The organism is Oceaniglobus indicus, from assembly GCF_002751875.1.
GTDB classification, from domain to species: Bacteria; Pseudomonadota; Alphaproteobacteria; order Rhodobacterales; family Rhodobacteraceae; genus Oceaniglobus; species Oceaniglobus indicus.
In genome coordinates this window covers 118483-132667 of the sequence record NZ_NMZM01000009.1, presented here as the reverse complement: position 1 = coordinate 132667, position 14185 = coordinate 118483, and the positions used below count along the sequence as shown (strand labels likewise).

Annotated in this window: 11 protein-coding genes and 1 pseudogene; 7 read left to right on the top strand and 5 right to left on the bottom strand. The window is 66.3% G+C overall.

What is annotated here, in order from left to right:
* Positions 1-22 precede the first annotated feature (22 nt).
* Complete coding sequence (gene gor, locus CFP68_RS14505; RefSeq protein WP_099827654.1) at positions 23-1381, bottom strand: glutathione-disulfide reductase; 1359 nt, start codon at positions 1379-1381, stop codon at positions 23-25.
* A 76-nt stretch (positions 1382-1457) separates the two neighbouring features.
* Positions 1458-2246 carry a ribose-5-phosphate isomerase RpiA gene (gene rpiA, locus CFP68_RS14500; protein WP_099827653.1) on the bottom strand — a complete coding sequence of 263 codons (789 nt, stop codon included), beginning with the start codon at positions 2244-2246 and terminating at the stop codon, positions 1458-1460.
* Positions 2247-2433: 187 nt separating this feature from the next.
* On the opposite strand from rpiA, the gene CFP68_RS14495 reads away from it, so the two are divergent.
* The gene (locus tag CFP68_RS14495; RefSeq protein WP_099827652.1) at positions 2434-3807 is read left to right on the top strand and encodes an L-serine ammonia-lyase; all 1374 of its coding nucleotides are present in this window, start codon (positions 2434-2436) and stop codon (positions 3805-3807) included.
* A gap of 92 nt (positions 3808-3899) precedes the next feature.
* A complete protein-coding gene (locus tag CFP68_RS14490) occupies positions 3900-4358 on the top strand; it encodes a universal stress protein (protein WP_099827651.1) in 459 nt (152 codons plus the stop codon).
* Positions 4359-4445: 87 nt separating this feature from the next.
* Here the strand turns inward: CFP68_RS14490 and CFP68_RS14485 are convergent, their stop codons facing one another.
* A complete protein-coding gene (locus tag CFP68_RS14485) occupies positions 4446-5561 on the bottom strand; it encodes a Ppx/GppA phosphatase family protein (RefSeq protein ID WP_099827650.1) in 1116 nt (371 codons plus the stop codon).
* A gap of 207 nt (positions 5562-5768) precedes the next feature.
* Between CFP68_RS14485 and CFP68_RS14480 the strand changes: the two genes are divergently transcribed.
* The 5 genes from CFP68_RS14480 (at position 5769) to CFP68_RS14460 (ending at position 10797) form a co-directional block, all read left to right on the top strand.
* Positions 5769-6065 carry a virulence factor gene (locus tag CFP68_RS14480; RefSeq protein ID WP_099827649.1) on the top strand — a complete coding sequence of 99 codons (297 nt, stop codon included), beginning with the start codon at positions 5769-5771 and terminating at the stop codon, positions 6063-6065.
* A gap of 26 nt (positions 6066-6091) precedes the next feature.
* Positions 6092-7009: a methylenetetrahydrofolate reductase gene (locus CFP68_RS14475; protein ID WP_099827704.1), complete on the top strand. Its 918-nt coding sequence runs from the start codon at positions 6092-6094 to the stop codon at positions 7007-7009.
* Between the two features lie 5 nt (positions 7010-7014).
* Positions 7015-7671, top strand: a complete 657-nt coding sequence (locus CFP68_RS14470; protein ID WP_241524107.1) for an HAD family hydrolase — start codon at positions 7015-7017, stop codon at positions 7669-7671.
* The gene (locus tag CFP68_RS14465; RefSeq protein WP_099827647.1) at positions 7668-8648 is read left to right on the top strand and encodes a methyltetrahydrofolate cobalamin methyltransferase; all 981 of its coding nucleotides are present in this window, start codon (positions 7668-7670) and stop codon (positions 8646-8648) included. The genes CFP68_RS14470 and CFP68_RS14465 overlap by 4 nt, the downstream gene beginning before the upstream one ends.
* Before the next feature lie 109 nt (positions 8649-8757).
* Positions 8758-10797, top strand: coding sequence for an ASKHA domain-containing protein (locus tag CFP68_RS14460; protein WP_099827646.1), 2040 nt, complete (start codon positions 8758-8760; stop codon positions 10795-10797).
* A 54-nt stretch (positions 10798-10851) separates the two neighbouring features.
* Here CFP68_RS14460 and CFP68_RS14455 read toward each other — a convergent pair whose 3' ends face one another.
* Positions 10852-11637: an FAD binding domain-containing protein gene (locus CFP68_RS14455; protein ID WP_099827645.1), complete on the bottom strand. Its 786-nt coding sequence runs from the start codon at positions 11635-11637 to the stop codon at positions 10852-10854.
* Between the two features lie 186 nt (positions 11638-11823).
* Positions 11824-14184: pseudogene (locus tag CFP68_RS14450) on the bottom strand (xanthine dehydrogenase family protein molybdopterin-binding subunit); the annotation flags it as partial.
* Position 14185 lies beyond the last annotated feature (1 nt).

Sequence of the window (14185 nt, the reverse complement as noted above, 5' to 3'; positions counted from 1 at the left end):
GATGTGCTCATCCGCGAATATTTCAAGAACGCCGCACCGGTTCACGCATCGTCACGATTTCCTCGGCCATCGTCGGATGAACGGCGCAGGTGCGGTCGAAATCCTCTTTGGTCACGCCCATCTTCATTGCGATGGCGACCATCTGGATCATTTCGGCGGCGCCCTCCGCGACGATATGGCACCCCAAGATCTTGCGCGTGTCGGCATCGACGACCAGCTTGAACAGCACCCGTTCGGTCCGTTCGATGAACGCGCCCTTCATCGGGCGGAACGCGGTGGCATAGATCAGGATCGAATGATCGCGCCGCGCCTCCTCCTCGGTCATGCCCACCGATCCCATTTCGGGCTGGGTGAAGACGGCCGAGGCGACGTTGTCATATTCCATCTTGTGCTTCTTGTCGCCGAACAGCGTATCGGCCAGCGCGTGGCCTTCGCGGATCGCCACGGGGGTCAGCGCGATCCGGTCGATCACGTCGCCGATGGCATAGATCGACGGCACCGCGGTCTGGCACCATTCGTCAACCTCGATCTGGCCCCGGTGGCCGATCCCCACGCCAAGCTCCTCAAGGCCAAGGCCGGCGGAGTTCGGCACGCGCCCGGTGGCATAGAGGACGCGGTCGAACACCCGGTCCTTGCCGTTGGTCAGCTTGGCCAGGATGCCGTCGTCGGTCTGCTGCAACTCCATCACGGAACAGCCGAGGTGGATGTCGATCCCACTGTCGATCATCGATTCCGAGATCAGGCCGCGCACCTCCTCGTCAAAGCCGCGCAGGATCTGGGCCCCGCGATAGGTCAGATGCGTCTCGACCCCCAAGCCATTCATCATGCAGGCAAATTCGCAGCCGATGTAACCGGCGCCGACGATCAGGATCGACTTCGGCATCTCCTCCATCAGGAACATGTCGTCGGACACGCAGGCCAGTTCGGCCCCCGGCAGTTCAGGCACCGACGGCCGCCCGCCGGTGGCGATGACGATGTGTTTCGCCGTCACGGTCCGGTCACCGTCCAGCTTCACCGTATGGGCATCGGCCAGGGTCGCGCGGCAATCGAAGATCTCGACCCCGGCGTTTTCCAGGTTGCGCCGATAGATGCCTTCCAGCCGGTCCAGTTCGCTGTGCAGACGCGGGCGGAAACGGCCCCAATCGAAATTGCCCTTGTCGATGTCCCAACCATAAGCCTTGGCGTCTTCGACCATGCCCGAGAACCCGCTGGCATAGACCATCAGCTTTTTCGGCACGCAGCCCCGGATCACGCAGGTGCCGCCCATGCGGCTTTCCTCGGCAAGACCGACCTTGGCGCCACCTTCGGATGCCGCGATACGCGCTGCGCGCACCCCGCCCGAGCCGCCGCCGATCACAAAAAGGTCGAAGTCGAAATCCATCTCTGCCAGTCCTTTTCAATGCGCCGCGCCGGTATCCCACAGGCAGCACGGGAATGCCAGAGCGGGGGGCGCACCGTCAGTCGGTCAGATCCGTAAACAGGTTGTCATTGTCGATGAATTCGATGCGGTCCTCGGTGCGGACCCCGGTGTTGATGTCCCGCACCTCGACCCGGCCATCGCCGTGGCCCATCACCACCACGTCACAGATGTCGATGAACAGCCCGTTTTCGACGATCCCGGGGATCTGGTTCAGGATCAGCGCAAGCTGGCGGGCGTTGTCGATGCGGTGCAGGTGCAGATCGATGATGTAATTGCCCTCGTCGGTCACGAAGGGCGTATCCCCGATCATCCGCAGGATGCCCGAATCGCCCATCACATCCAGCGACGACAGGGTTTCCTCGACCAGGGCCTTGGTGGTCTGCCAACCGAACGGCACGACCTCGATCGGCAACGGAAACGCGCCCAGGGTTTCGACCTGTTTCGTGCGGTCCGCGATCACCACCATGCGGTCGGATGCGGTCGCGACGATTTTCTCCTGCAACAGCGCGCCGCCACCGCCCTTGATCAGGTTCAACTCGCCGTCGAATTCGTCGGCACCGTCGATCGTCACGTCCAGCCATTTCGCCTCGTCCAGGCTGACCACCTTGATGCCGACCTTGCGCGCCAGATCGGCGGTGCGCGACGATGTGGGCACGCCGGTGATGCGCAACCCGTCCTCGTTCACCATCTCGCCAAGGCAGCGCACCAGCCACGCGGCGGTCGATCCGGTTCCCAGCCCGACGCGCATTCCGTCCTCGACAAAATCGCAGGCCCGCTTGGCCGCGACGAACTTGGCGGTATCGATGGGGGACAGGCGTGACGACATGGCGCGGTTCCTTGGGCTGAGATGGTGTCATCGGGCAGGCGACTTGGGGCAACCCTATAGACGCAACGCCCCCGCGGGGCGAGCGGGAATTACATCCGCCCTCCGCCGCGTCCCATCGGACCTGTTGGGTTTCGCGGCGCCGGTGCTATGGTCGCGCCAGCCCCGAGGATCCAGCACAGGCAGGCCCATGTTTCTTTCCGTCTTCGAGATGTTCAAGATCGGCATCGGCCCGTCGTCCTCGCACACCATGGGGCCGATGGTGGCAGCAGCGCGGTTCCTTGATCTGTTGCGTGCGCGCCCCTTCACGGCCCATGGCGTTCGCGCGTCGCTGCACGGATCGCTGGCCTTCACCGGACAGGGCCATGCCACCGACCGCGCGGTGATCCTGGGCTTGGCGGGCTTCGCCCCCGAAACCTATGACGCCGCGGCGGCCGAGGTCGCGCTGCAAGACATCCGCGATACCCGCCGCGTGGCGCCCGAAGGGTTGCAGCCGCTGGCCTTCGACCCCGACACCGATCTGGTGTTCGACTATGGCCCGCCCCTGCCCGGCCACGCCAACGGTCTGATCCTGCGCGCCGTGGACGGCCAGGGCGACGTGATCGCGCAGGAGACGTATTATTCCGTCGGTGGCGGTTTCGTGCTGAGCGAAGGCGAACTGGCCGAGGGGCGCGACACCGACGACGGCCCGCCGGTGCCCCATGCGTTCAAGACCGCGGCCGAGATGCTGGCGATGTGCGCGCGCACCGGCAAGACCATCGCCGGGCTGAAACGCGCCAACGAACTCAGCCGCCGTGACGCGGCAAGCCTGGATCGCGGCATCGCGCGGATCTGGGACGTGATGAACGATTGCATCGACCGCGGGCTGGCGACCGACGGCACCCTGCCCGGCGGTCTGAACGTGCGCCGCCGCGCCCCCGCGATCCATCACGCCCTGCTGGCCGAACGGGGCCGCAACCAACCCGCACCGCACACCATCAACGACTGGATGGGCGCCTATGCCATGGCCGTGAACGAGGAGAACGCCGCCGGCGGCCAGGTCGTCACCGCCCCCACCAACGGCGCGGCAGGGGTGATCCCGGCGACGATCCGCTATTACCTCGACCACGTGCCGGGCGCGACGGCGAAGAAGATCCCCGACTTCCTGCTGACCGCCGCCGCCATCGGCGGGCTGATCAAGCACAACGCCTCGATCTCGGGCGCCGAATGCGGCTGTCAGGCCGAGGTGGGCAGCGCCGCCGCCATGGCCGCCGCGGGACTGGCCGCCGCTCTGGGCGGCACGCCCGAACAGGTTGAAAACGCCGCGGAAATCGCGCTGGAACATCACCTTGGCATGACCTGTGATCCGGTGCGCGGGCTGGTCCAGGTGCCCTGCATCGAACGAAACGGCCTTGGCACGATCAAGGCGGTGTCGGCGGCCTCGCTTGCGCTGCGCGGTGACGGTGCGCACATGGTTCCGCTGGATGCGGCGATCGAAACCATGCGCCAGACCGGCGCCGACATGAGCGAGAAATACAAGGAAACATCGCTGGGCGGGCTTGCCGTGAACGTGCCCAACTGCTGAGGTATCACGGCGCGGCAACGGTTGATCCAAATCAACGCGATCGGTCGCGGACGGGTGCATTATGACACCTGACACAGCAACGGGAGAGACAGATGTTCACGACAATTCTGGTGGCATTCGACGGGTCCGACCAATCGCAGACGGCGCTGCGCACGGCCTGTGACGTCACGCTGAAATACGGCGCCGCGCTTCATGTCGTCCATGTGCCCGAACCGCACGCCGAAACGCTTGTCGTCGGCGCGGCCTATGCGACGATTCCCGAAACCGAAGAGCATCTGATGGAACGCGCCAAGCCGGTGATCGAGAAGGCGCGCGCGCTGGCTGTCGAAGCCGGGGTCGAACCGGCGTCGGCGGAAATCCTGCGCGGCTATCCTGCCGATGCGATCCTGGACCATGCGCGCGAAAACGACATCGACCTGATCGTTTCGGGACGCCGGGGCATGGGACGCCTGAAAGGCCTGATGCTGGGCAGCGTCTCGCAGAAGCTGGCCGCGCTGGCTCCCTGTGCCGTCCTGACGGTAGGCCAGAAAGGCAAGGCAGCGGGCGCCTGATCGCCACCGTGCCCGGCCCCGAAAGCTGAATCAACGCCGACCCCGCCGCGTGCCGCGGACGGGGTCATCGGCACCCCATCGCAGCGATCAGCGTGTCCCGTCGCGCAGCACGCCATCGGCCGACATCTGCGAATACAGCAGCCCCTCGCGCAGCCCCCGATCGGCCACCGAAAGCCGGTCGGTCGGCCAGATCCGCAGCAACGCCTGAAGGATTGCGGCCCCCGACATGATCAACGCCTGGCGGTCGCGCCCGATGCGCGGATCCACCCGCCGCCCTTCCGGGCCAAGGGTCAGGTATTCGCGGATCACCTTGTCGATCTGGTCCGACGTCATGCGCAGCCCGTCAACCCGGTTGCGGTCATACCGCTTCAGCCCCAGGTGCGACGCCGCCACCGTGGTAACGGTGCCGGAGGTGCCGATGATCTGGAACCCCTCCTTGTCCTGCGTGGCCGATGCCGGGGTGAACTCGGACAGGTTTTCCTCGAAGAACCACGACATCAGGGCAAAGCGCGCGGCATCGCTTTTGACATCGTTGAACTGATCGCGCAGGGTGGCCACGCCCAGGGGCACGGAGATCCAGTCGACGACCCGCGCCGCCGCAAACACCGATGCCTTGTCGGGCGCGAACCCCGAATGCAGCCGCATGATCGCCTTGGGGCGCTCCTCGCGCGGGACGCGGGTCAGATCGATCCAGACCAGTTCGGTCGATCCGCCGCCGATATCGACGACCAGCAGTTGTTCGGTCCGGTTGCCCACCAGCGGCGCACACGAGATGACGGCCAGCCGGGCCTCTTCCTCGGGCTGGATGATTTCCAGCTTCAGACCGGTTTCCCGGCGCACCAGCGACATGAACTCGCGCCCGTTGGTGGCCCGCCGGCACGCTTCGGTCGCAACAAGGCGCATCCGGCGCACGTTGTTCTTCTTCAGCTTGCCGGCACAGATCCGCAGGGCCTGGACCGTCCGGTTCATCGATGCGCGCGACAATCGGCCCGACGCCTCCAGCCCCAGACCCAGTTGCACCGACTTGGAAAAGCTGTCCACGACCTGAAACTGGTTGCCCCGTGGCTGGGCAATCAGCATCCGGCACGAGTTCGTGCCAAGGTCCAGCGCAGCATACAGTGCGCCGGAGTCGGGTTTTACGGTGCCGGACGGCTCGACCGGTTTCGGGAACGCGCCCGCACCTGTGGGACGCTCGGGCGCCATGATCGCGCCTCCAATTCAGTTGCGTTCAGCGTAATGGCCGACGTGGGTCGGCGCAAGCGGTCAGCGGGCCGCGCGCCTCATCATCATGGTGAATCCTTTTCACATGGCGATGGGTGGCGCGCGCGGCCTGCCCCCGATACCAAGGGCGCAACAGGCGTGCCCCTGCCGCCCGTCGGCGCCGCTGGGTGCAACATCAGGAGGTCGGTCATGACACAGGTCACCATCGTCTATTGGCGCGACATTCCCGCGCAGGTCATCGCCGGCAAGGGCCGCCGGGCCGCCAAGGTGCAGCTGGCCGAACGGTTCGAACAGGCCATAGACCGCGCGGCGATGAAATCGCGCGCCGCCGGCACCGACGATTACCTTGCCGAATGGCGCCGCGCCGACCCCTATACTGTCGAAGGAGACGATGAAGAGGTCGCAAAAGCCGAAGCGGCCCGGATCGAGGCAGAGTACGACCGGGACAGGATCAAGACCCTGATCGGCAACGACGGGTGGGCATGATCCCCGTCCGCATCTGGGAGAGAACCATGGCCTTGCTGAACTTCCGCCGCACCGACACGCGCGCCCCGTCGAATGCCGCCGTCGCGGCCTTTCTTGACGGCTATTCGATCGAGGTCATGCCCAGAACCGCCGAGAAGGTCGGGGATTTCCGCGCCCTGCTGCCCTTGGGCACCCGCGTCTACATCGCCCACATCGACGGCACGCCGATCGACGACATGGTGGCGACCGCCGCGCGGCTGGCGCGTGACGGATTCGACGTCATGCCGCATTTTCCCGCCCGGAGCATCGCCGACAAGGCCACGCTGGCCGACTGGATCGCGCGTTACCAGGGCGAGGCGGGCGTCAGCCAGGCGCTGTTGCTGGCCGGTGGCGTGGCCGAACCGCGGGGGACGTTCCAATCTTCGATGCAACTGCTGGAAACCGGGCTGTTCGACGCCGCCGGGTTCACCCGACTGCACGTCGCGGGCCACCCCGAAGGCAACCGCGACATCGACCCTGACGGATCGGACACCAACGTTGCCGCCGCCCTGAAGTGGAAACAGGACTTTTCCAGCCGGACGGATGCGCAGATGGCCCTTGCCACCCAGTTCTGTTTCGAGGCCGCGCCGGTGATCGCCTGGGCCGACGCCCTGAAGGCGAACGGCATCGACCTGCCGATCCACATCGGCATCGCCGGTCCCGCAAAGCTGCAAACGCTGATCCGCTTTGCCATCGCCTGCGGTGTCGGCCCGTCGCTGCGCGTGTTACAAAAGCGCGCGATGGATGTGACCCGGCTGCTGCTGCCCTATGAGCCGACCGACGTGGTCGCCGAACTGGCGGCGCACAAGGCGGCCCATCCCGCCTCCAATATCCGGCAGGTGCACATCTTCCCCCTGGGCGGGATCAAGGCCAGCGCGGAATGGGCGCTGCAACAGGGCGGCGATGCCGTCAAACCGGCGGGCTGAACGACGTGCCAGCCCTTCTTTTCGATCTCGACGGAACGCTCATTCATTCCGATCCGCTGCACGCGCAGGTCTTTGCCGAACTGCTGGCCGACCATGGCCGGATCATCGACGAGGCCTATTACCTGTCGCACCTGCACGGGCGGCACAACTCGGCCATCTTCGGCGATCTGTTGCCCGACGAAGATGCACAGGCCCTGTCCGATCAGAAGGAAGCGATGTTTCGCGACCGGCTGGGCGCCAGCGTGCCCGCGACCCCCGGTGCCGTCGCCCTGCTGGATCACGCGGCGGCCCGCGGTTGGCCGGTGGCCGTCGTCACCAACGCGCCGCGCGCCAACGCCGACGCCATGCTGGGCGCGATCGGCCTGGGCGACCGCTTTTCCACCGTCATCATCGGTGGCGAATGCTCGGCCGGAAAACCCGATCCGGCGCCCTATCTTGCCGCTCTGGCGCAACTGGGTGCAGATCCCGCCAAATCACTGGCGTTCGAGGATTCACCTTCGGGCATCCGCGCCGCCGTTGGCGCGGGCCTGTTCACCTATGGCATCCGATCCAGCCTGCCCGGCGCGACCCTGGCCGACGCCGGCGCCGCCGCCTGCATCGACGATTTCAACGACACCGCGCTCTGGGATCACCTCAGACGCCTGGAAGGACACCATCCATGACCCGCACCGTAATCGAATCCAAAACGAAAACCGTCGTCATCGGCTTTGACGAACCGTTCTGCGTGATCGGCGAACGCATCAACCCCACCGGGCGCAAGAAGCTGTCGGCCGAACTCGAGCTGGGTGATTTCTCGACCATCGAACGCGACGCGCTGGAACAGGTGGCCTGCGGGGCGATGGTGCTGGACGTCAACTCGGGCGCGGTGTTCACCAACAAGATGGCCGAAGACCCGCGTTACGCCGACAACAACTTTGTCGAACCCCCGCTGATGCGCGATCTGATCACCCGGATCCAGGCCATCACCGACGTGCCGCTGTGCATCGATTCCTCGGTCCCCGGCGCGTTGCAGAACGGTCTCGAGGCCGCCGAGGGCCGGCCGCTTCTGAACTCGGTCACCGGCGAAGAGGAACGGCTGGAACTGGTCCTGCCGCTGGTCAAGAAATACAACGTGCCGGTGGTGGCGATCAGCAATGATGACACCGGCATTTCCGAAGATCCCGAAGTCCGCTTCGCCGTGGCCAAGAAGATCGTCGAACGCGCGGCCGATCACGGCATCCCGGCCCATGACATCGTCGTCGATCCGCTGGTCATGCCGATCGGCGCCATGGCCACCGCCGGCCAGCAGGTCTTTGCGCTGATCCGTCGCCTGCGCGATGAACTGGGCGTCAACACCACCTGCGGCGCGTCGAACATCAGCTTCGGCCTGCCCCACCGCCACGGCATCAACGCCGCGTTCCTGCCCATGGCGATCACCGCCGGCATGACCTCGGCCATCATGAACCCGATGCGCGTCGCCGAGATGGAGGCGATCCGCGCCGCCAACTTCCTGATGAACCACGACGCCAACGGGTCACAGTGGATCGCGTTCTCGCGCATCATGGACGCGGTCGAGGGTGGCGCGACCTTCGCCCAGGCATCGCAGGCGTCACAGGATTCGGGCGCCGGCCGGGGCGGACGCCGCCGCCGGCGCGCCTGATCGCGCACGCGGGCCGGCGCCGCGCCGCGCCACGCGCGCGCCCTTCCCCCGCGCAGCACCCCGCGCCACGACCGAACCACCTGAAGTTTTTCGCCCTCCGGAGCGCGCCATGACCGATCCTCTCGTCATCTTCACCCCCTCGGGCAAACGCGGCCGCTTTCCGGCCGGCACGCCCATCCTGACCGCCGCGCGCCAACTGGGCGTTGATCTGGATTCCGTCTGCGGCGGGCGCGGCATCTGCTCGAAATGCCAGGTGTCGCCGGGTTATGGCAGCTTTTCGAAACACGGCGTCACCGTTCAGCAAGACGCCCTGTCCGACTGGAACGCGGTCGAAGAGCGGTATAAATCCAAACGCGGCCTGAAGGAGGGTCGCCGTCTGGGATGCCAGGCCAAGGTGCAGGGCGACGTGGTGATCGACGTGCCGCGCGAAAGCCAGGTGCACGCCCAGGTGGTGCGCAAGGAAGCAACCCTGCGCGACATCGAACTGGACCCGGCCACCCGCCTCTATTTCATCGAGGTGGCGGAACCCGACATGCACGAACCCTCGGGTGATCTGGAACGGGTGTCGCTGGCCTTGAAAGAGCAATGGAACATCGGTCCGGTTTCTGCCCCGCTTTCGGTCCTGCGCAAGCTGCAACCGGTCCTGCGCGCGGGAAAGTGGCAGGTGACGGTGGCGTTGAACCAACCCCACACCGACCGCGCCCCCACGATCGTCGATCTCTGGCCCGGCCTTTACGAGGGGGGCCTGTACGGCCTTGCCATCGACCTCGGATCGACCACCATCGCGGCGCACCTGTGCGACCTGTCCACCGGCGAGGTGAAGGCATCGGCCGGCGTCATGAACCCGCAGATCCGTTTCGGCGAAGACCTGATGAGCCGGGTCAGCTATGTCATGATGAACCCCGGTGGCGAGGCCGAGATGACGCGTGTCGTGCGCGAGGCGATGAACGATCTGGCACTTGAAATCGCCGCACAATCCGGCGTCGCGGCCGAAGCCATCATCGAGGCGGTGATCGTCTGCAACCCGGTGATGCACCATCTGCTGCTGGGGCTGGATCCGGTCGAACTGGGCCAGGCGCCCTTCGCGCTGGCGACGTCGGACGCCATGGATCTGGACGCGCGCGATCTTGACCTGTCGGGGCTGAACCCGGCGGCCAAGCTCTATCTGCTGCCCTGTATCGCGGGCCACGTCGGCGCCGATTGCGCCGCTGTCGCCCTGTCCGAAGAACCGGGCCGCCAGACCGACCTGACCCTGATCGTGGACGTCGGCACCAACGCCGAGATCCTGCTGGGTGACACGACCCGCGTGCTGGCCTGTTCATCGCCCACCGGCCCCGCCTTCGAAGGCGCGCAGATCTCGTCAGGCCAGCGCGCCGCGCCGGGCGCGATCGAAAAGATCCGGATCGACCCGATCACCAGGGAACCCCGCTTCCGCGTCATCGGGTGCGCGTTGTGGTCCGACGAAGCCGGTTTTGACGAGGCGACGAAATCCACCGGGATCACCGGCATCTGCGGATCCGGCATCATCGAGGCGGTGGCCGAGATGCGGATGGCCGGTCTTGTCGACCCCAACGGCCTGATCGGCTCGGCGGCACAAACCGGAACCGACCGGCTGATCCCCGAGGGCCGCACCCATTCGTATCTGATCCACGACGCCAGCGCGACCGACGGCCCCCGGATCACCGTGACGCAGGGCGACATCCGGGCGATCCAGCTGGCCAAGTCAGCGCTTTACGCCGGTGCGCGCCTGCTGATGGACGAGTTCGGCACCGACACCGTCGATCGCGTCGTTCTGGCCGGGGCGTTCGGGGCGCATATCTCGGCGAAACACGCCATGGTTCTGGGCATGATCCCCGATGCCCCCTTGGATCACGTGCGCAGCGCGGGCAACGCCGCGGGAACCGGGGCCCGGATCGCCCTGCTGAACCGTGCGGCGCGGCGCGACATCGAAGCAACCGTGCACCGGATCACCAAGGTGGAGACCGCCATTGCCCCCCGGTTTCAGGAGCATTTCGTCAACGCCAACGCCCTGCCCCACGCCACCGATCCCTTTCCGCACCTCAACGGCATCGTGGATCTGCCCGACGTCAGCTTCAACACCAACGGCAGCGGCGCGGATGGCGGACGCCGCCGCCGCCGGCGCGGTTGACACGAAAAAGGGCCGGTGGTTTCCCCGGCCCTGATCTGCGATGCAGCGTGGGTTTTACGCGGCCGCGGTCACCGCGCGGCCGGTCAGCACCTTGATCAGATGCGCCCGATAGTCGGCTGATCCGTGCAGGTCGGTGATCAGACCCTCGGCCGACGCGCTCAGCCCCTCCAGCGCCCCGACCGAAAAGTCCGACGACAGCGCCGTCTCCGCCTCGGACCAGCGGAACACACCGCCTTCCGATGCACCGGTCACGGCGACGCGCACGCCGTCGGCAAACCGTGCCACGAACACGCCGACCAACGGGAACCGCGAGGCGGGCTGCGCGAACTTCTGATAGTTCGCCGCCTCCGGTATCGGGAACCGCACCTCGGTCACGATTTCGCCCTCGGCCAGCGACGTGGTGAACATCCCCTGGAAAAAATCATCCGCCGCGTATTCGCCGCGATCGGTCACGATGGTCGCGCCCGATGCAAGGCAGGCTGCCGGATAGCAGGCCGAAGGATCGTTGTTCGCGACCGATCCGCCGATCGTGCCACGGTTGCGCACGGCCGGATCGCCGATCCGCCCCGCCAGGGCCGCGAGGGCCGGATAATCCGACTGCGCCGCGATCTCGCCGTGGGTGGTGCCGCCACCGACGCAAAGCCGACCGGCATCATTGCGGCAAATTCCCTTGATCTCGTCCACCCCGGCAAGGCTGACCAGCTTCGCGGGCATGGCCAGCCGCTGTTTCAGCGTCGGAATCAGGGTCTGGCCGCCCCCCAGCGCCTGCGCGTCCTCGCCCTTCAGCGCCGCGATGGCGTCCGCAAGGGTCGTGGGCCGTTCCAGGTCGAATGCATACATCGTCTCTCTCCTCCAGTCGAAAACAGGGAACCACGCCCTGACTTCTTACTGATCCAAATACTCGAAATCCCGCGGCAGCCCCGAAAGGCCGCCGCCCGCCGTTCAGCCCTGCCCGTGCAGCGAGCGTCCCTCGGCCGACCCCGCCGATCCGGCGGCCGGTTGCGCCGCCCCCATGGTCGGCTCTGCCCCCTGCATGGCGGCCCAGACCCGCGCCGGGCTCAGTGGCATGTCGATATGGGTGACGTTCTTGCCGGCGCGCTGCAGCGCGTCACAGACCGCGTTGACCACCGTGGGCGGTGACGCGATCGCTCCCGCCTCGCCACATCCCTTCACGCCCAGCGGGTTGTGGGTGCAGGGCGTCTGGCAGGAATGATCGACCGTGAACATCGGCAGATCGTCCGCCCGCGGCATGGCATAATCCATATAGCTGGCCGAGATAAGCTGACCGTTCTCGTCATAGGCGCAGTTTTCCAGCAGTGCCTGCCCGACCCCTTGCGCGATGCCGCCGTGGACCTGCCCCTCGACGATCATCGGGTTGACGACGTTGCCGAAATCGTCGGCGGCGGCAAAGCGTTCGATGGTGACCTTGCCCGTCTCGGGATCCACCTCGACCTCGCAGGCATAGGCGCCCGAAGGATAGGTGAAGTTGTTGGGATCGTAGAAGGCGGTTTCCTCCAGCCCCGGCTCCATCTCGGCCAGCGGATAGTTGTGCGGCACATAGGCCGCCAGCGTGACGTCGCCCCAGGCCAGTTCCTTGTCGGTTCCGGCGACGGTGAACTTGCCGTCCTTCAACTCGATGTCCTGGTCCGACGCTTCCATGATGTGGGCGGCGATCTTCTTGGCCTTCGCGATGATCTTTTCCGTCGCGCGCACGATGGCCGATCCGCCCACCGCCAGGGACCGCGAGCCATAGGTGCCCATGCCCATGGGCGTGTTGGCGGTATCGCCGTGCACGATCTCGATCATGTCGTCGGGGATGCCGATCATGTCGGCGACAACCTGCGGAAACGACGTCTCGTGGCCCTGGCCGTGGCTGTGGCTGCCGGTCATCACGACCAGCCCGCCGGTGGCGTTGACCCGCACCGTCGCCGATTCATACAGACCGGCCCGCGCACCCAGTTGCCCGACAAGGTTTGACGGCGCGATGCCGCAGGCTTCGATATAGGAATTGACGCCGAAACCGCGCAGCTTGCCGCGCGCGCGGCTCTCCTCGGCGCGCGCCTCGAAGCCGGCGACATCCGCGATCTCGATCAGCTTGTCCATCGTGGCGTGGTAATCGCCGGTGTCGTATTCCACTGCCACGGGCGTGGCATAGGGAAACTCGGTGATGAAATTCTGCCGGCGCAACTCGATGGGATCGACGCCCAGCTCGCGCGCCGCCTTGTCGATCACCCGCTCCAGCTGGAACGTCGCCTCGGGGCGCCCGGCCCCGCGATAGGCATCCACCGGCACCGTGTTGGTGAACACCGCCTTCACGTTCACATAAATCAGCGGCGTGCGGTAGTTGCCCGCCATCAGCGTGCCGTGCAGCCAGGTCGGCACCGACGGCGCGAAGGTCGACAGGTAAGCCCCCATGTTGGCATAGGTTTCCGTGCGCACGGCGGTAAAGTTGTTCTCTGCGTCCAGCGCCAGTTCGATCTTGGTGACATGATCGCGCCCGTGCGCATCGGACATGAACGCCTCCGACCGGCTCGACGTCCACTTGACCGGACGACGGCATTCCTTGGCGGCGAAGGTGCAGAACGCCTCCTCGGCGTAGTGGAAGATCTTGGTGCCGAAGCCGCCGCCCACATCCGGTGCGACCACGCGCAGCTTGTGCTCGGGGATGCCCAGGACGAAGGCCCCCATCAGCAGCCGGATCACATGGGGGTTCTGCGACGTCGTGTAAAGCGTGTAATCGCCGGTGCCCTTTTCCCACTGGCCCACCGCCACGCGCGGCTCCATCGGGTTGGCGATCAGACGGTTGTTGACCAGTTCCAGCGTCGTGACATGGGCCGCCGACTTGATCGCTTCGTCCACCGCGTCGCGGTTTTCCTCGACGAAGCCCCAGTCGTAACACAGGTTGCCGGTCAGATCGTCATGCACCTTGGTCGCGCCGTCCTTCACCGCCTCCTTCATGTCGATGACAGCGGGCAGTTCCTCCAGGTCCAGAACGATCGCCTCGGCCGCGTCGCGCGCCTGGGCCAGCGTATCGGCCACCACGGCACAGATCGGATCGCCGACATGGCGCACCTTGCCGTGGGCCAGCACGGGGTGCTTCGGCTCCTGCATCACTTCCCCGTGGCGGTCGGTGATCTGCCAGCCGCAGGGAATGCCCCCCACCGCCTCGAAATCCGCGCCGGTGAAGATCCGCACGACGCCCGGCATCCCTTCCGCCTGCGAGGTGTCGATGCCCGCGATCCGCGCATGGGCGACGTCCGAGCGCAGGAAATGCACATAGGCCTGCCCGGCCACGTTGATGTCGTCGGTATAACGCCCGTCGCCGGTCAGAAACCGTACGTCCTCGCGCCGCTTCGGGCTGGCCCCGATGCCTGAATCCTTTGGCATG

What these genes read in the sequence shown, in the direction of transcription:
- gor (WP_099827654.1), bottom strand. Translation starts at nt 1,381, where the DNA reads ATGGATTTCGACTTCGACCTTTTTGTGATCGGCGGCGGCTCGGGCGGG.
- rpiA (WP_099827653.1), bottom strand. Translation starts at nt 2,246, where the DNA reads ATGTCGTCACGCCTGTCCCCCATCGATACCGCCAAGTTCGTCGCGGCC.
- CFP68_RS14495 (WP_099827652.1), top strand. Translation starts at nt 2,434, where the DNA reads ATGTTTCTTTCCGTCTTCGAGATGTTCAAGATCGGCATCGGCCCGTCG.
- CFP68_RS14490 (WP_099827651.1), top strand. Translation starts at nt 3,900, where the DNA reads ATGTTCACGACAATTCTGGTGGCATTCGACGGGTCCGACCAATCGCAG.
- CFP68_RS14485 (WP_099827650.1), bottom strand. Translation starts at nt 5,561, where the DNA reads ATGGCGCCCGAGCGTCCCACAGGTGCGGGCGCGTTCCCGAAACCGGTC.
- CFP68_RS14480 (WP_099827649.1), top strand. Translation starts at nt 5,769, where the DNA reads ATGACACAGGTCACCATCGTCTATTGGCGCGACATTCCCGCGCAGGTC.
- CFP68_RS14475 (WP_099827704.1), top strand. Translation starts at nt 6,092, where the DNA reads ATGGCCTTGCTGAACTTCCGCCGCACCGACACGCGCGCCCCGTCGAAT.
- CFP68_RS14465 (WP_099827647.1), top strand. Translation starts at nt 7,668, where the DNA reads ATGACCCGCACCGTAATCGAATCCAAAACGAAAACCGTCGTCATCGGC.
- CFP68_RS14460 (WP_099827646.1), top strand. Translation starts at nt 8,758, where the DNA reads ATGACCGATCCTCTCGTCATCTTCACCCCCTCGGGCAAACGCGGCCGC.
- CFP68_RS14455 (WP_099827645.1), bottom strand. Translation starts at nt 11,637, where the DNA reads ATGTATGCATTCGACCTGGAACGGCCCACGACCCTTGCGGACGCCATC.